Raw genomic sequence first — 16,435 nt, forward strand, 5'->3', positions numbered from 1 at the left:
GCTGCGACAGTATGCCCGCCGGTGACCGGCCGCGATTCCCTCGGAGGTAATGGAGAGCGTGCGACGGTGACGGCGAGCGCGGGACCGGGTCGTGGCCGGAAGTCCGGACCGGGTCGTGGCCGACGGCGAAGCCGGCCTCGGTTGAGGCCGGCCGATCAGGAACGCGGAACGATCGGTCCGGTCAGCGGGATGCGATCGGTCCGGTAGGTAGGACGGCCGTCATGCCCAGCGGAACATGCGGGTGGCGGCGAACCCCGCGACCAACGTCCAGCCGAGGAGGATCGCGAGGTGCGACAGCGCGGGCGCGTGCCCCGCCATCGTGTCCCGCAGCGCCTGGCCGAACGCCCCCGTCGGCGTGATGTCGCTGACCACGCGCAGCGCGGACGGCATGAGCTCGCGCGGAAGCCACATGCCCCCGAGGAACAGCAGGGGGAACATCACCGCGGCCCCCGCCCCCTGGACGACCCGCGAGTTCGGCGCCACGGCGGCCAGCCACAGCCCGATGGCGAACATGGCGACAGAACCGAGCAGGAACACACCGGTGAACGCGGCGAGCTGCCGGGGGATCGGCACGCCGAGCACGATGTGGCCGAGCAGCAGCGTCAGGGCCGTGCTCAGCACGGCGACGACCGCGTTGATCATGATCTGCGCGACCAGCAGGGCGCTGGGCCGGACCGGCGTGGTGGACATCCGCCGCAGCACGCCCTTCTCCCGGTAGGCGACCAGCGCCGAGGGAAGCGTGCTCAGCGCCAGCGTCACGACGGAGAGCAGGACCATCATCCCGGGAAGCTGCGTGTCGATGACCCGCTCGCCTCCCATCGACGGATCGGCGTCGCGGAAGCCGGGGATGGAACCGCCCAGCACCAGCAGCAGTGTGGCGGGAAGGACGGTCGCGAAGAACACCGCGGCCGGTTCGCGGAGGAACAGCTTCGACTCGGTGAGGATCAGTTGCTTCTGGACCAGCATCGGGGTTCTCCAGTAGTCACGGTGAGGGCGTGAGGGAAGCCGGGTACGGCGGTGGCGGTCGCCGGCGTGGGGAGCCGGGTACGGCGGTGATGGTCGCCGGCGTGGGGAGCCGGCTCCGGAGCGGCTCCGGTGTACAGAACCGGGTGGCGGGACGAGCTCCTCACCCGGGGGTGTGGCCGGTGAGCGCGAGGAACGCGTCGTCGAACGTGATCCGCTCGGTGCGCAGACCGGCGAGCTGGTCCGGGGGGAGCGCGCCGACCACGGCGGCGAGCAGATCGCCCGTTCCGGTGACGACGACCTCGTCACCGTCCCGGTGGGCGCCGGTGACCTGGGGCAACGCCGTGAGCGCCGTGACCTGGGCCGTCGACGTCAAGACGATCCGCTGCTCGCCGCCCGCTCGCGCGATCAACCCGTCAGGGGTGTCCACCGCCAGGACGCGCCCCGAGGAGATCACCGCGACGCGGTCGCACAGCCGCTCGACCTCCTCCATGAAGTGCGTGACCAGCAGCACGGTCACGCCCATCTCGCGGACGCGGGAGATCAGCTCCCAGGTGTCCCTGCGAGCCTGGGGGTCCAGGCCGGTGGTGAGCTCGTCGAGAATCGCGACCCGCGGGTTGCCGACCAGGGCGAGCGCGATGGACAGCCGCTGGCGCTGGCCGCCCGATAGTTTGGCGAAGGCCGCACCCGGATCGAGACCGACCTCGGCGAGCAGTGCCCGCCAGTCAGCGGGCCGGGAGTAGAACGAGGCGTACAGCGCCAGCGCCTCCCCGACCTTCAGCTTGTCCGGCAGTGAGCAGTCCTGGAGCTGGACGCCGATCTGCTCCTTGAGATCGCGGATGGCGGTGCCGTACTCGATCGTCCCGCCCGAGGGGGTGCGCAGTCCGGCGACGCATTCCACGGTGGTCGTCTTGCCCGCGCCGTTCCGGCCGACGATCCCGAAGATCTCGCCTTCCTCGACCGAGAACGACACGTCGTCGACCGCGACCTTCTCGCCGTACGTCTTGCGGAGGTTGTGGACGGAGATGATTGCCATGCACGACAAGCTAAAACTTCCGTGATCTGCGAGGAATGCGGCCATGTGCCCGACTCGGATGGACTTTCCCGCCGGAGCAGGGTGTACCTAGGCCCACCCCGACGAGGCGTCTCGGACCACTCCCGGCATCCGTGTCCTCCGTACACACTGAGGTGCATGAACCGACGCACTTTGACGGCGCTGGCCCGCGGAGCGGGGCTCCTGGGCCTGGCGGTCCTCGGACAGCTCGTGGGTCTTGTGATGCTGGTGGCCATCGCGCTCAGCTTCCTGATCGGCTTGGTGTTCGTGTTCTCCCCGGCGGTGCGGCTGACGCGAGCGACGACGCGCCTGCAGCGTCGGCTCGCCGCCGAGTGGTCGGGCGTGACGATCGACGAGCCCTACCGGCCGGCGCCGCCGCCCCCGCAGCGGCAGCGGGACGGCTGGTACCGCGAAGGTCGCAACCTGTACAAGACCCCCCGCGTGCCGGCGTTCAACCGGCGGCTCAGCTGGCTCGTGAACGATCCCGCGACCTGGCGCGACTTCGCCTACCTCATGGTGAGTCCGTGGAGCTCCGGCCTGATCGTGGGCATCCCCTTGCTGCTGGCCGTGATCGGGGTCCCCCAGTTGGTGGACGGCAACCTGGCCGGTCTCCTTCCTCTCGTCGTCGCGCTGGCCACCGCCCCCGCGGTCGCTCCCTGGAGCGTGCACGTCCACGGGCAGATCGCGCACGGCCTGCTCGCGCCGACCGAGAAGGCCAGGCTCGCCCAGCGGGTCAGCCACCTCGCCAGGACACGGATCGACGCGGTCGACTCGCAGGCGGCCGAGCTGCGCAGGATCGAGCGCGACCTCCACGACGGCGCACAGGCGCGGCTGGTCGCGATCGGCATGACGATCGGCGCAGCCGAACAGCTCGTCGACTCCGATCCCGCCGCCGCCAAGGCGCTGCTCGCCAAGGCGAGTGAGGCGTCGGCCACCGCGTTGCGTGAGCTTCGCCAGGTCGTGCGGGGCATCCACCCTCCCGTTCTCGCCGAGCGTGGGCTGGGCGACGCCGTACGCGCGCTCGCCCTGGACACTCCGCTCACGTCGCATGTGACCGCCGATCTGCCCACCCGTCCGGATGCTCCGGTGGAGTCCGCCGCGTACTTCGCGGTCAGTGAGCTGCTCACCAACGCCGTACGGCACGGCGACGCGACCGAGGTGTGGATCGACATCAGCCACCAGGGAACGGCCCTGCGCGTCACCGTGACGGACGACGGCAGGGGCGGGGCCGACCCCGAGCGGGGAACCGGGCTGCGGGGGATCGAGCGCAGACTCGCGGCGTTCGACGGCGTGCTGGCGGTGAACAGCCCGGTCGGCGGCCCGACCACGGCGGCCTTCGAGCTGACCCGCGCGCTGGAGGAGACGATCCCGCCGCTTCCGAGGTGGAAGCGGACGATCCTCGGGCTGTGCTGGGGGTTGTGCTGGCTCCCGCTGTTCCCGCAAGGACTCGTCGCGATGGTCATGAAGCTGGTCGGCAGCCCGGAAAGGTCCTGGTTCCTCGCGCTCTACCTGCCCGAGCCGCTCCAGTGGCCGACGATCATCGGGATGATCTGCCTGGGCGGCGTCATGCTGGCGACCGGGGTGACTCTCGCAAACCAGGCCAAGCGTGCCAAGGTGGACGCGTGCGCGTCGTCATAGCCGAAGACCTCCATCTCCTCAGGGAAGGGCTGGTCGCCCTGCTCCAGGCCCACGGGTTCGAGGTGGTCGCCGCCGTCGAGTCCGGCCCGGAGCTGCTGACCGCCATGTTGCGGGAGCGCCCCGATGTGGCCGTCGTGGACGTGCGGCTCCCGCCGACCTTCACCGACGAGGGGTTGCAGGCCGCGCTGGCCGCGCGCCGCGAGATCCCCGGCCTGCCCGTGCTCGTCCTCTCCCAGCACGTCGAGCAGCTGTACGCCAGAGAGCTGCTGGCCGACGGCTCCGGCGGCGTCGGCTATCTCCTCAAGGACCGGGTCTTCAACGCGGGCCAGTTCATCGACGCGGTGCGCCGGGTGGCCGACGGGGGCACGGCCATGGACCCCGAGGTGATCGCCAAGCTGCTGGCCAGCAACGCGCGGAGCGAGCCCGTCGGCCGGCTCACCCCCCGCGAGCGCGAGGTCCTGGAACTGATGGCCGAAGGCCGGTCCAACGCCGCCATCGGGCAGCGGTTGTTCCTCAGCGACAGCGCGGTGGGCAAGCACACCGCGAACATCTTCATCAAGCTGGAACTGGCGCCCTCCGACGACGACAACCGCCGCGTGCTCGCCGTACTCACCTTCCTGAACGGCAAACAGACCCCCTGAGGAGCCTGTTCGTTAGAGATGGGTCAGGGGAGCAGCAGGCCCCAGTAGAGCGCCCAGGGGACGAACAGGACGCCCCCGGCGATCAGTACCCGCTCGCGGAGCCGCGCCGTACGCCACTGCGTGGCCGCGACGGCGGTCGTGACGAGGGTCGTGAAGGCCAGGAACTGCACGACCAGCCACAGGATCGGCCGACCGGCGAGCAGCGGGCCGAGGTCGATGCCGTGGCCGTTGGCGGAACCGAACATCGACACGACCGCGTAGATGAAGAGGGGTACGCCGACGAGACCGGACGCCGCGAGGATCCGGGCGGGCCAGGAACCGCCGGCGCCACCCCGGCGGCGACGGACCAGAGCGGCCACCGGATAGGTCATGAACGCCGCGACCAGCAGCACCAGCACGAGGAGCTGGGCCTGCCAGCCCTCCCACCACGCCGACTCCGGGAGCGGCACGCTCCTGACCGGCTGCGCGGGCAGCGGGTCGGCGCTCGACGCCGGGAGGTGTCCGCCGGTGACGTCGCGGACCCAGGACCCCACGGTCTCGGCGTAGCCGGGCACCAGTTCGTCGGCCCTCTCACGCCCCCCGGCCCACAGCGCGTGCGGGGCGCCGGGGAAGAACCTGATCGTCACACTTCCCGGAATCGTCGCGCGAAAGATCTCCGCACTCTCCGCCGGGGGGACCTGGTTGTCCTCGGCTCCCCACAGGGCGAGCACCGGCTGTCGGATCTTCTTCAGCGTCGGTACGGGGTCGTAGTGAGCCTCGGGGAACAGCCCGGCATCCGCACCGAAGCGGTAGAAGTTCCTGTTGAGCAGGTCCTGGACCGAGCCCCGGATGCCGGCCCTGTCCACCTTGTTGGTCATGTTCCACGCCTGAGTGCGCAGCGGCTCCAAGCCGGGCCCGCCCACCGTGATCATGAACTTGATGTCCGAGGTACGGGTGACGGCGAGCGGCGCCACCCAACCGCCTTCGCTGAGGCCCCAGATGCCGGCCTTCGCCGGGTCCACCTCGGGACGGTCCCGTAGGACGGCGAAGGCCCTCAGCGCGTCGTCGGCGAGCTGGGAGTAGTCCCGCTTCATCTTGGAGTAGCCGACGCTCCGCTTGTCCGGCGCCAGCACCACCATGCCCTGCTTGGCGAACTCCTCGGCCTCCTTCTGGAGCTCGCTCCACCGGTTGCCCTGGCCCGACCCGTGGACGAGCAGCAGGCCGGGCAGCCTGCCGGTGGCGTTCGCGGGTTCGAAGATCCGCCCGCCGAGCGTCTGCCCGTCGCCCGTGCGGAAGCTCACGTCGGCGGTCTTGAGCCCGGCCGCGCCTGTCGTCGTGGCCGCCGTGGTCGTCGTGGCCGTCGTGGTGGCGCCGGCGGTCTTTGTGGCGGCCGTGTTCGAGATCTTCGCGGCGGCGGCCTGCGCGGTGGTGGTCGGGACCATCACGGAGGGCGCAGCGGCGGCGAGGGCCAGCGTGAGGTACGCGGCGCCGAATGTGATCTTCAAGGGGTGCTCCGAGGGGTGCGAGACATCGGGAAAGGCGATGTGAGCGACGTGAAGTGACAGCGGACGACAGCGGACGACAGCGGACGACATCGGGTGGCTTAGGTAGGGCAAGGTGAAGCGACTTCGTGCCATGTGAAGCGACTTCAGGCCACGTGAGGCGACTTCGGGTGATGGAGAGCGATGTGGGGGCGTCGTTCATCGCGCTGTCCGTTGTGCCGTGGAACGCGACGTCCTCATGGTTTCCCGGCGAGGCACTCCGTGAGATCGCCGGTGCGAGCGGTCTTCCCGCTCCGTAACGCGACGGATGCCTCCCAGAAGGAGATCCCTCGCGCGAGGGAGGGATCCGCGTGGCACGCCCGCAATACTTGGGCGCTATGTCACTTATGGCGCGACTTCGGGCGCTTCCTCCACTCGGGGTCGACGCCGTACTGACGGCTGTGGTGCTCGCCGCCCAGTCGGTCCCGTTCTTCTACACGAGGCGGATGGCCGGCCCGGAGCCGTGGACGGTCCTGGAGTACCTCCCGGTCGTCGGCACCGCGCTGCCGCTGATCGTGCGCCGTAGATACCCCTTCGCCGTGCTCCTGGCGATCCTCATGGCGACCGCCGCGTACTCGCTCAACGATCCGGACATCCCCTCGCAGCCTCTCTGGTACGGCCAGCTCGTCGCCACGTACACGGTCGCCCAACTCGCGCCGCGCTGGCAGCGCCTGCTGATCATCCTGGTCATGGTGCCGGGTGTGGCCGTCACGGTCGGCTCGGTCCCCACCCTGGTCCGCGGCCTGCTGACATGGGCCGCCGCCTACGCCCTCGGCCGGGCGGTAGCCGTGCACCAGACGTACACGAAAGTCTTGGAGGAGCGGGCCGCACAGCTGGAACGCGAGCGCGAGATCGAGGCGGAGCGCGCCGCCGAACGTGAGCGGGCCAGGATCGCCCGGGACATGCACGACATCCTCGCCCACGCGGTCAGCATCATGGTGGTACAGGCGGAGGCCGGCCCGGTCGCCGTACGGACCAATCCGGACCGGGCGGAGGCCGCCTTCGACGCGATCGGCGCGGCGGGCAGGGAGGCGATGGCGCAGCTCCGCCGGATGCTCGGCCTGCTGAAGGAAACCGAGGGCCCCAGGGACCCCCAGCCGACCCTCGACCGGATTCCCGAGCTGGTCGGCAGAGTCGGCGAGACAGGGCCACGGGTGTCGCTGACGACCGTGGGGGAGCCGCTCGCCCTGTCGCCGGACGCGGAGATCGCCGCCTATCGGATCGTCCAGGAATGCCTCACCAACATGGTCAAGCACGCCGCCGCCACCGAGGCGGAGGTCAGGCTCGACTGGTCGGAGGATGCCCTGGTCATCACCGTCGCCGACGACGGTAGAGGCGCCGCTCCGAGCACCCACGACCGTGGCCACGGCGGGCCGGGCAGCCCCGAGTCGCGCGGCGCCGACTTCCTCCGCCGCACCCGTCTGCGCGGCACCGACCCGCGCCGCCCCGATCTACGCGACACCGACCTCTCGGGCGGGTTCGACGTTAAGCGGGGCACGGATCTACGCGGCACCGACCTCTCGCGCAGGTCCGACGCTCAGCGGAGCACAGATCTGCGCGGCACGGATCTGCGCGACACCGACCTCTCGCGCAGGTCCGGCGTTCAGCGGAGCACAGATCTGCGCGGGCCGGGATTCTCCGGTGGTAACGGGCTGATCGGGATCAGGGAGCGGGCTACGGCCTGCGGCGGCACCGCCACTTTCGGTACCCCACCCGGCCGCGAACGCGGCTTCCAGGTGTCCGTACGGCTTCCCCTCACAAGTGCGTAAGAACTCCCGCGTAAGAACTCGAGTAGGCGCCACGCAGGAGCCCGCAGCCCTGGAACCAGCCTGGGGAAGTGCCCACGAAAGCGGCGGCAGGCGGGCGGAGCAAACGGTCACGGAAGAGGCGGCCGGGCAGACGGGCGGAGGAAACGGGCGGCCGGGCAGACGGGCGAAGGGAGCAGATCGTAGGAGGGAGCAGATCGTAGGAGGGAGCGGGCAAGAGGGAGCCCGTCAGGGTAGTTCCCGTGTTGCCCGGTTTAGGTGGGATTCTGGCAAGGTGACCACGTGACCATCAACCTTGTGGTGGCCGACGACCAGGAACTGGTCCGCAGCGGCTTCGCCATGATCCTCGACTCCCAACCAGACATGTCAGTGGTCGCGGAGGCGGGTGACGGAGTCGAGGCGATCGAGGCGGTCCGCCGTCACCGGCCCGATGTACTGCTGCTCGACATCCGCATGCCCCGCATGGACGGCATCGAGGCCGCCCGCGTGGTCTGCGGCGAGACCGGCACGAAGGTCCTCATGCTGACCACCTTCGACCAGGACGACTACGTCTACGACGCCCTGCACGCAGGGGCGAGCGGCTTCCTCCTCAAGGACGTTCGCAGAGACGACCTCGTGCACGCGGTACGCGTGGTGGCGGCGGGCGATTCCCTCCTGGCCCCGGCGGTGACCCGCAGGCTGATCGACGACATGGTGCGCAGCAGGAGACGTCCCGCGGTGTCACCGGTGGGACTCGACGTTCTCACCGAGCGTGAGCGGGAGACGCTGCTCCTCCTCGGGCGCGGTCTCTCCAACGCCGAGATCGCCGCCGAACTGGTGGTCAGCGAGCACACGGTCAAGACACACGTCAGCAACGTGCTCACGAAACTGGGTCTGCGCGACCGGGTCCAGGCCGTCGTCGTCGCGTACGAGTCCGGCCTTCTGCAGCCGGGAAACCGCTAGGGACGTATCGCCCGGCCTGCCACGGGTTTCTGCGGCAGCTTCGCGCCGAGCGTGCGGAAGAGGTTGAGGAGATCGGCCCGGCTTACCACGGTCGCCCAGCCGGTGCCGACGCCGCGGCGGAGATCCGCAGGATCCGCCCTTGCCGGAAAGCATCAGTGGGAGGCGTTCTGTCGGTGCCGCCCGGTACCTTTACCAGGCAGGTACGGCGTGCACAGGAGGTCCCGTGAAGTTTCAGGTGAACCGTGATGTCCTCGCCGACGCGGTGGCGTGGGCGGCCCGTGTCCTGCCCGGGCGCCCGGCCGTGCCGGTGCTCTCGGGTCTGCTGCTGGAGGCGGGGGACGGCCTGCGGATCTCCGCGTTCGACTATGAGGTCTCGGCCCAAGCAGTGATCGAGGCCGACGTGGCCGAGCCCGGCCGAGCGCTGATCCCGGGCAAGGTGCTCGCGGAGATCACCAGGAGCCTGCCCAACGAGCCCGTGCAGATCGCCCTCGACGGCGCCGAGGCCCTGCTGACCTGTGGCAGCGCCGAGTTCGGCCTGATCACCATGCCTGCCGAGGATTTCCCGTCCCTGCCCGTGATGCCGCCGAAGATCGGGGCGGTCGGCGGGGGCGTGTTCGCCACCGCGATCGGCCAGGTCGCCGCCGCGTCGAGCCGCGACGAGACGCTCCCCATGCTCACCGGCATCCGCATCGACGTCGACGGTGTCACGGTGTCCATGGCCGCCACCGACCGCTATCGCATCGCGGGGCGCGACTTCCTCTGGCATCCCGCCCGGGACGGAGAACAACACGCCGCAGTGGTGCCCGCCAGGGTGCTGGTCGACGTCGCCCGCTCGCTGCGGGGCGGCGAGGTGTCCATCGGTCTGGGCGACAGCGTCGCGGGGTTCGAGAGCCAGGGGCGCACGACCACGGTCCGGCTGCTCGACGAGCAGTTCATCGACTACCGCTCCCGGCTCACCAGCGACTGGACAATGCACGCGGAGGTGCGGGTCGCGCCCTTCATCGAGGCGATCAAGCGGGTGGCCCTGGTGGCCGAGCGGAACACGGCGATCCGGCTCTCCTTCTCCGCAGGCGAGGGAGGTTCGGCCGACGGCAGGTGCCTCATCCAGGCGGGTGGGGGTGACATCGGCCGTGGCGCGGAGGTCGTGGACGCCCAGTTCGCGGGAGACGACATCCAGATCGCGTTCCAGCCGCACTTCCTGCTCGACGGCCTGGCCGGGGTGGAGACGGAGCACGCCCGCATCAGCATGGACTCGCCCACCCGGCCGGCGCTCATCTCCAACGAGGGCGACGATCCCGACTTCCGCTACCTGGTGATGTCGCTGCGTCAGGGCTGATGCCCCCGGCCCGGGGGCATCCCGCGAGGTCCGGGCGTCAGCCCGCGAGGTCCTGTGAGTCGGTGAGCGCGATCAGGATGTGCTCGATACAGGCGTGACCCGCCCGCTCGGCCGCCGCGGCGTCTCCGGCCGCGATCGCGCGGACGATGGCGTCGTGAGGGATGTAGTTCTGCTTGAGCGAGCCGCCCGCCGCCGCGATGCTGGCGCGCAGGGCCGCCGCGAAGTCGCCGTACAGGTCCATCAGCACCTGGTTGTGCGTCGCCTGGACGACCGCGATGTGGAAGGCCAGGTCGGCCTCCACGAACGCGTCGACGTGCCCGCCGGCCCAGGTCTCCTCACGCTTGGCGAGGGCCTTCTCGATCGCCTCGATGTCCGCGGCCGTGCGCCTGGTCGCCGCGAGGCGGGCGGCCTCCACCTCGAACGCCCGCCGCACTTCCAGGATCTCCAGCTGTTCGGCGGCACGCAGCCGCCGAGCCATGGCGCCGGACAACTCGCTCGTGGCCCGGACGTAGGTGCCGTCGCCCTGACGGCACTCGAGCAGCCCGGCATGGGTAAGGGCTCTGACCGCCTCGCGCACCGTGTTCCGGCCGACGCCGAGGTGCTCCGCCAGTACGGTCTCGGTGGGGATCTTGGCGTTCATCTGCCAGGCCCCAGAGGTGATCTGCTCCTTGAGCTGATCGATCACCTGGTCGACCAGTGATGCCCGTTGCGCAGTACGCAGGCTCACATCCGCCTCCTCGGGGGACAGTCATCCCATGAGTCAATGACCGGTCGACCCTAATTATTCCAGAGCCCCCGAACGAGTCGCGAGCTCAGGGGAGACTTATCGAACGAGTGCCGCCGATGCGGTTGACCCGGGCATGTTGGCGCGGACTCCGACGGCTTCAAGGGCTCTACGATACGCCCTGGCCTGCTCGTCGCCAGAACCGGCCTGGCCCCAGAGGTCGCCCAGCTGGCGCCACGCGCGAGCGGTCTCCCTGTCGATGCCGGCACTCACGGACTCCAGCAACTCCTGAGCCTGCCGGAGGGCAGGAAGGGCGTCCTGGGAGCGTGCCAAAGCGATCTCGGCCAGCACCAGATGGGCCGTGGCCGGCACCGTCCCCCGTACCCCGCTCAGGAGGTTGAGCGCGCGGGCCGCGAAATCCGACGCCGTCTGCGTGTCACCCGAGCGGAAGCGCACATGGGACAACACGATCAGGCTGCGTGCGTGCTCCAGCACCCGGCCGGGGAAACCGGCGAAGATCGTCGTCGCGGACGTGGCGAACTCGTTGGCTCGGTCCAAATCGGCGTCCACTGGGCCCGCCGTGGTGGCCCTCGCCCAGTTCATCGCGATACGGGCGAAGCGGAGCGCCAGCCGTCCGGACCTTCCGGTCGCGATCGCGTCCTCCGCGAGCTGTACGGCGAGGGCCGAGTCCTCACCCTCGGAGGCGGTGACGCTGGCCTGCCAGAGAGCCATCACCTCGTCGCTGCGGTCGGCGCACCCGTGGGTCTCGTGCGCGGCCAGGACACGCTCGACATAGGGCAGGCCGGTCTCCGTCTCGGCGAGCGCGTCGGCGAGCTCCATCGCCAGATCGCCCTGGTCGATGCCGAGTGGTTCCACCTGCGACAGCGCCAGCGCGCCCAGATCCTGAGCGCGCAGCATGTCGCCCGCCCTCTGGTAGCAGCGGCACAGCGCCACGGTGATGGGGAGATCGGCGAGGCGCTCGGGGTGCGCGGTCGCCTCCCGGCGCAGCCGCTCGTATGCCTCCACCGCGGATCCGGTGAGGCCCTGGGCCTCCAGCGCGCGCGCCAGACCGAGCTGGGCGTGCGCGGCGAGCATGGCGTTCTCCTCGCCGGCTGCCTTGACAATGTCGCCGAAACGGTCGGCCGCAATTGCCGGATCGCCGTGGAAGAGCTCGAGCTGGGCGTGGCGGAGCCCCAGCTCGGTGTCGATGCGTTGCCGTGGTTCGATCCCGTGCAGGAGGAACTCGGTGGTGCACCCGAGCCGTTCGGCGAGCAGCCGCGCCACGACTGGCGTCGGCGTCCGCTTTCCGGACTCGATGAGCGAGACATAACTGTCGGAAAGGTCGGGTCCGGCCAGCTGGGCCTGAGACATGCGCCTGCTCAACCGCAGTCCGCGGACGCGGTCACCGATGGTTCCCTGACTCGGCATCTGATCTCTCAGGGCGGGAAAATGGTCAATGGTCACGTCATAATGGCATGAAGCTAGCGAATCGTGTAACCCTCGGTCAGGAATCGCCGCGGTGAAGGTTCGATCACAGCTTCACGACTCATCAGTCGTCCCCGTCGTCCTTGCTCGGGAAGATCATCTGACAGACCTCGAGATACAAGGTCTCCGGGTAGGGGATGTAGGGAACCGACCGGAGGGCCTGATCCTGGCCGGCCGACTCCATGACGAATTCTCCGTAACCGAGCATCCGGCCCAGCAGTGAGCGCTGGAAGCTCATGTCGGTGACTTTCGCCAGTGGCATCATCGCGACCTTGCGAGTGATCAGGCCCGTGGTGAGGAGCATGCGCTGGGACGTGACCACGAAGTAGTCGACCGACCACTCCGCGACCTTCCAGACGAAGCGGATGAGGAGCAACAGCCAGGCCCACCACACGATGACGAGCGCCTCGCTGCCTCCTGCGTCGCTCAGCCATTTGCTGAGCAGACCCGCCAGGATGAGGCCGCCGAAGATCTCGGCGACCGGCCTGAGGAGCACGGCGGGGTGGCGCCGCACCATGATGACCTGGTGTTCGTGGGGGAGGAGGTAACGGTTGACCGACGACGGGGCGGAGTCCCCGTGGGTCACTAGTCTCATGTCAGCCGAGCGAAGAACTGTGCCATCGAGTCTGCCGCCTTCACGACGCCGTTCACAGCTCCCTGTACGGTTTGCGCTGCGTCAGTCGGCCTCGACAACAGGTAGAAGGCCACCAGCCCGATCGCGCTCCACTTGAGAATCTTCTTGCCCTGCACCGCCGTCACCACTCCCATGACCAATAGATTACCCAGGCGCCTACTTCGGTAAAGCGGTAAAACCGGAAGAACCGGCTTCTGTGTCGACGGTCTATCCGCGCCCTTCGGCGGCCACGGCGAGAACCTGAAGGTGCTTGCGCGCGATCCGCTCCACCAGTGCGGGATATGCGTGGCCGGTGACCTCGACGGCCCCGTGATGGGCGACCTCGATGCACCGCGTCACGGTGGCGGCCGGGTGAACCCCCGCGAACTCGTCCCTGAGCGCGGCCTCGACCAGCTCGTAGCGTCCGCCATGCGGAAGCTGACTCATGACTCCCCCTGATGAGCGGTCCCGGCGAACGGGAACGCAAAGACACGTCGTCATTACTCTACGTACCCAACCGGGTACATGACGTAACTAGACGCGGGAAAGTCTGCGAAAAATCAGACGACGCCGTAGAGGCGGTCTCCGGCGTCGCCGAGACCCGGGACGATGTACCCGTTCTCGTTGAGACGCTCGTCCATGCCCGCCGTCACCACGCGGATCGGCTTGCCCGAGCCCTGGAACATCTCGTCCAGGTACGCCACCCCTTCGGGGGCCGCGAGCAGGCAGAGCGCGGTGACGTCCTCGGCGCCGCGGTCGAAGAGGAACTGGATCGCCGCGCCGAGCGTGCCGCCCGTGGCCAGCATCGGGTCGAGCACGTAGCACTGACGGCCGGAGAGGTCCTCGGGCAGGCGGGTGGCGTAGGTCTGCGCCTGGAGCGTGGACTCGTCGCGGATCATGCCGAGGAAGCCGACCTCGGCCGTGGGGAGCAGGCGCATCATGCCGTCGAGCATGCCCAGGCCGGCCCGCAGGATCGGCACGACGAGGGGAGCCGGGCGCGCCAGCCGCACGCCGTGGGCGGGGGCGAGGGGGGTCTGCACGGTCACGTCCGTGATGCGGACGTCGCGGGTCGCCTCGTACGCGAGGAGTGTCACCAGTTCGTCGGCCAGACGGCGGAACGTCGGCGAGTCCGTACGGACGTCACGCAGCGTGGTCAGCTTGTGGGCGACGAGGGGATGGTCAACGACGAGGCTTTCCATGCCACAGAAGGTACCGTCCTTCGCAATAGGGACGAACGTCACCGCCGGTTTTGATCACAATTTGGCGCGGAAGCCGTACGGTGGGGACCGGATTCTGGGACGATTGCCTGACGTTGGGACCGCATCGGTGGGGATGACGATGACAGACGAGGACGCGCTGGACTTCGCCATCGTGGTCTATCGCGAGGATGACCGCTGGGAAGCCGAGATGCTGCCGGTGGGACTGACCTCTGATCTGCACGGGCTGATCCATGCGCTTCGCCAGACGCCGAGCATGGGCACCACGATTGGCCTTGTCGCCGTGGGGGATGACTTCTTCGTGGCGCTACGTGTCTTTGGTGAGCGTGTGAGCGTTTTCCTGTCAGATATCACTGCTTCCTGGGACTGGCCGCTCGCGCAGCAGGTCCTTGAATACCTCGATGTCCCCGTCCCAGAAGAGGAAGAGCTGGACAGCGTGCTACCCGCCGGCGATCTGTCGATCTTCGCCGACCTGGGGCTCGACGAGATGGAGCTCGGCGCGCTCTCCGGAGACCTCGACCTGCTTCCCGATGAGGTGCTGTCCAGCATCGCCGCGCGGCTGGGCTTCTCCCAGCCGTTTGAACGTGCCGTCGACGCCGCCATCGGCTGACCTCGGAGCCCGGCCATGCCCTCGAGATCCAACCTCTTCTCCGCCGCCTTCGTGAAGGTCGACGGCGGCTGGACCGGTGCCGAGGTCGATCTCGGCAACGCCGAGATCGCCGACGACCTGGGCGACGCCGTGCAGGAGGCGCTCGCCCTCGAAGGCGACGAACTCGTTCTGCTCTGTGTCGAGGTCGAGGACGAGTGGTTCGCCATCGTCCGCTATGAGAACGACCTGGACCTGCGAGTGTTCCTCTCCGACGCGCAGGCCGGACTGACCGATCCGCTCGGCGAGATCTTCACCGAGCTCGCCGGTGTCGCGGTCGACAAGGAGGCATCCGATCTCGGTGTGCGGCCCGCCGGCGACTTCGAGCTGCTCGCGGACCTCGGGGTGGGCTCCGACGAGCTTCTCGAGCTGAGCATGGAAGAGGGCCTGCCCGCCGACGTCCTCTCCGTGATCGCCGAGCGGCTGTTCTTCGCCGACGAGCTCGACCGCTTGCGGTGACCGGACCGTCCTCGGAGTTCGAGGCGGCCATGCGGCTCGCGCTCGCGCAGGCCGTACGCGCGGGGGAACGGGGCGATGTCCCCGTCGGCGCCGTCGTGCTGGACGCCGACGGCGCGATCCTGGCCGAGGCGGGCAACGACCGGGAGGCCGCCGGGGATCCCACCGCCCACGCGGAGATTTTGGCGCTGCGCTCCGCCGCCGCGGCACGCGGCGAGTGGCGGCTCAGCGGGTGCACGCTGGTCGTCACCCTCGAACCCTGCACGATGTGCGCGGGCGCCGCCGTGCTGTCCCGTGTCGATCGCATCGTGTACGGCGCGGACGACGACAAGGCGGGGGCCGTGGGTTCGCTCTGGGACGTCGTGCGGGATCGCCGGCTCAACCACCGGCCCGAGGTCGTGCGCGGGATCCTGGCCGCGGAGTGTGCCGCTGTGCTGACGGACTTCTTCGCCGAGCGCCGGCTCTGAAACCGATGCGCGGGCATGGGTGTTTGTCCGGTAAGCTGATCCGCGGTGGCGTCGCCTAGTGGCCGAGGGCGCACGCCTCGAAAGCGTGTGTAGGGCAACCTACCGTGGGTTCAAATCCCACCGCCACCGCCAGCAAGAAAGAGCCGCTGACCTGCGTGTACAGGTCAGCGGCTCTTTTGCTTTACCGCCATGGGCACAGCGGTGACATCCCCTCCGCCGAAGGGACTCCGATGGCATCCATCGAGGAACGGATCGGCAAGGCGGGCGTCGATAGCTGGCGCGTCGCCTGGCGCGAAGGCGGCACCCGCGCTGGGGCCCGCGACGGCGAAACCTGCTACGACCGGCGTACGGCCAGGATCTTCAAGGGCCTCGTCGAGGCACACGGCGACCGACGACCCGAGGGCTACCCGAAGGGCTGACACGGGCGACCGCGTCGCCCAGGAGGCCGAGACGCCCGACCCGGCTCCGGGACGACGGGGACGAATACGACGCACAGCGGTGGGCAGAGGAAATCGCGCTCGGCGAGTAGCCAGATACGACGAAGACCCTCCCCATGGAACGCCATGGAACGCCAGGAACGCCATGGAACGCCCCTTTTGCGAGACACCTCAAAAAAGGGGACAGCACATGTCACTCAGAAGAGTCATGATCGGGGTGGTCCTGGCCATCGTGGCACTGGCCGGTGCCACCGCCCCGGCCTCGGCCGCCGTCCAGTCCATCGCCGGCGTTCAGGAGACCCAGGAGTTCGAGGGGAACGGGGCCGGCCTCAAGCCGCCCCCAGCGATCACGATGGCCCGGGCCGACGCCTACGCGCAGGCCGCCGCCGCAGGGTTCACCAGCATCCAATGCCAGGGGGTCGGCTCGACCCTCGACTTCGACGGGAACGTCTACGTGGCCACGATCACCATCTCGTGTAGCCGCTGAGCACAACGCGAAGGCACCCCCGCCCGAAGGCGGGGGTGCTCTT

19 protein-coding genes and 1 tRNA gene are annotated in these 16,435 nt (G+C 69.3%); 11 read left to right on the plus strand and 9 right to left on the minus strand.

The window, feature by feature from the left end; all coding sequences use genetic code 11:
• Positions 1–219: 219 nt before the first annotated feature.
• Positions 220–966: an ABC transporter permease gene (locus IMZ11_RS14930; protein WP_228641766.1), complete on the minus strand. Its 747-nt coding sequence runs from the start codon at positions 964–966 to the stop codon at positions 220–222.
• Positions 967–1,126: 160 nt separating this feature from the next.
• Positions 1,127–1,999: an ABC transporter ATP-binding protein gene (locus IMZ11_RS14935; protein ID WP_228641768.1), complete on the minus strand. Its 873-nt coding sequence runs from the start codon at positions 1,997–1,999 to the stop codon at positions 1,127–1,129.
• Between the two features lie 156 nt (positions 2,000–2,155).
• On the opposite strand from IMZ11_RS14935, the gene IMZ11_RS14940 reads away from it, so the two are divergent.
• Together IMZ11_RS14940 and IMZ11_RS14945 are read left to right on the plus strand one after the other, a co-directional pair.
• The gene (locus IMZ11_RS14940) at positions 2,156–3,655 is read left to right on the plus strand and encodes a histidine kinase (protein ID WP_228641770.1); all 1,500 of its coding nucleotides are present in this window, start codon (positions 2,156–2,158) and stop codon (positions 3,653–3,655) included.
• A complete protein-coding gene (locus tag IMZ11_RS14945) occupies positions 3,640–4,296 on the plus strand; it encodes a response regulator transcription factor (RefSeq protein WP_228641772.1) in 657 nt (218 codons plus the stop codon). The genes IMZ11_RS14940 and IMZ11_RS14945 overlap by 16 nt, the downstream gene beginning before the upstream one ends.
• Positions 4,297–4,319: 23 nt before the next feature.
• Here IMZ11_RS14945 and IMZ11_RS14950 read toward each other — a convergent pair whose 3' ends face one another.
• Complete coding sequence (locus tag IMZ11_RS14950; RefSeq protein WP_228641774.1) at positions 4,320–5,780, minus strand: S9 family peptidase; 1,461 nt, start codon at positions 5,778–5,780, stop codon at positions 4,320–4,322.
• 383 nt (positions 5,781–6,163) lie between these two features.
• Here IMZ11_RS14950 and IMZ11_RS14955 point away from each other — a divergent pair, with 383 nt between their 5' ends.
• The 3 genes from IMZ11_RS14955 to dnaN all read left to right on the plus strand — a co-directional run bounded on the left by IMZ11_RS14955 (position 6,164) and on the right by dnaN (position 9,860).
• A complete protein-coding gene (locus IMZ11_RS14955) occupies positions 6,164–7,585 on the plus strand; it encodes a histidine kinase (RefSeq protein WP_228641777.1) in 1,422 nt (473 codons plus the stop codon).
• Positions 7,586–7,864: 279 nt separating this feature from the next.
• Positions 7,865–8,524: a response regulator transcription factor gene (locus IMZ11_RS14960; RefSeq protein ID WP_228641779.1), complete on the plus strand. Its 660-nt coding sequence runs from the start codon at positions 7,865–7,867 to the stop codon at positions 8,522–8,524.
• A 223-nt stretch (positions 8,525–8,747) separates the two neighbouring features.
• Positions 8,748–9,860, plus strand: coding sequence for a DNA polymerase III subunit beta (gene dnaN / locus IMZ11_RS14965; RefSeq protein WP_228641781.1), 1,113 nt, complete (start codon positions 8,748–8,750; stop codon positions 9,858–9,860).
• Between the two features lie 37 nt (positions 9,861–9,897).
• Here the strand turns inward: dnaN and IMZ11_RS14970 are convergent, their stop codons facing one another.
• The 6 genes from IMZ11_RS14970 to upp all read right to left on the minus strand — a co-directional run bounded on the left by IMZ11_RS14970 (position 9,898) and on the right by upp (position 13,881).
• The gene (locus IMZ11_RS14970; RefSeq protein WP_061256176.1) at positions 9,898–10,587 is read right to left on the minus strand and encodes a FadR/GntR family transcriptional regulator; all 690 of its coding nucleotides are present in this window, start codon (positions 10,585–10,587) and stop codon (positions 9,898–9,900) included.
• A 96-nt stretch (positions 10,588–10,683) separates the two neighbouring features.
• Positions 10,684–12,012, minus strand: a complete 1,329-nt coding sequence (locus IMZ11_RS14975) for a helix-turn-helix transcriptional regulator (protein ID WP_228641783.1) — start codon at positions 12,010–12,012, stop codon at positions 10,684–10,686.
• Positions 12,013–12,133: 121 nt separating this feature from the next.
• Positions 12,134–12,664, minus strand: coding sequence for a PH domain-containing protein (locus tag IMZ11_RS14980; protein WP_228641785.1), 531 nt, complete (start codon positions 12,662–12,664; stop codon positions 12,134–12,136).
• Complete coding sequence (locus IMZ11_RS14985; RefSeq protein WP_228641787.1) at positions 12,661–12,837, minus strand: hypothetical protein; 177 nt, start codon at positions 12,835–12,837, stop codon at positions 12,661–12,663. The genes IMZ11_RS14980 and IMZ11_RS14985 overlap by 4 nt, the downstream gene beginning before the upstream one ends.
• 73 nt (positions 12,838–12,910) lie before the next feature.
• Positions 12,911–13,129, minus strand: a complete 219-nt coding sequence (locus IMZ11_RS14990) for a hypothetical protein (protein WP_061256182.1) — start codon at positions 13,127–13,129, stop codon at positions 12,911–12,913.
• Between the two features lie 113 nt (positions 13,130–13,242).
• Positions 13,243–13,881 carry a uracil phosphoribosyltransferase gene (upp, locus tag IMZ11_RS14995; protein ID WP_061256184.1) on the minus strand — a complete coding sequence of 213 codons (639 nt, stop codon included), beginning with the start codon at positions 13,879–13,881 and terminating at the stop codon, positions 13,243–13,245.
• A gap of 139 nt (positions 13,882–14,020) precedes the next feature.
• On the opposite strand from upp, the gene IMZ11_RS15000 reads away from it, so the two are divergent.
• From IMZ11_RS15000 to IMZ11_RS15025, 6 genes are all read left to right on the plus strand, one after another.
• On the plus strand, positions 14,021–14,509 hold the full coding sequence (locus tag IMZ11_RS15000) for a tRNA adenosine deaminase-associated protein (protein ID WP_374462274.1): 489 nt from the start codon (positions 14,021–14,023) through the stop codon (positions 14,507–14,509).
• 15 nt (positions 14,510–14,524) lie between these two features.
• Entirely contained in the window at positions 14,525–15,004 is a 480-nt protein-coding gene (locus IMZ11_RS15005; RefSeq protein ID WP_228641789.1) for a tRNA adenosine deaminase-associated protein, read from the plus strand.
• A gap of 29 nt (positions 15,005–15,033) precedes the next feature.
• Positions 15,034–15,468, plus strand: coding sequence for a tRNA adenosine(34) deaminase TadA (gene tadA, locus IMZ11_RS15010; RefSeq protein ID WP_228641848.1), 435 nt, complete (start codon positions 15,034–15,036; stop codon positions 15,466–15,468).
• A gap of 44 nt (positions 15,469–15,512) precedes the next feature.
• Positions 15,513–15,600: transfer RNA gene (locus tag IMZ11_RS15015), tRNA-Ser, on the plus strand.
• Positions 15,601–15,698: 98 nt separating this feature from the next.
• Positions 15,699–15,887, plus strand: coding sequence for a hypothetical protein (locus tag IMZ11_RS15020; protein WP_228641791.1), 189 nt, complete (start codon positions 15,699–15,701; stop codon positions 15,885–15,887).
• Positions 15,888–16,095: 208 nt separating this feature from the next.
• A complete protein-coding gene (locus IMZ11_RS15025) occupies positions 16,096–16,392 on the plus strand; it encodes a hypothetical protein (protein ID WP_228641793.1) in 297 nt (98 codons plus the stop codon).
• The last annotated feature ends 43 nt before the right edge of the window (positions 16,393–16,435 follow it).

Source organism: Microtetraspora sp. AC03309, from assembly GCF_020826795.1.
In the GTDB taxonomy this organism is placed as follows: Bacteria; Actinomycetota; Actinomycetes; order Streptosporangiales; family Streptosporangiaceae; genus Microtetraspora; species Microtetraspora glauca.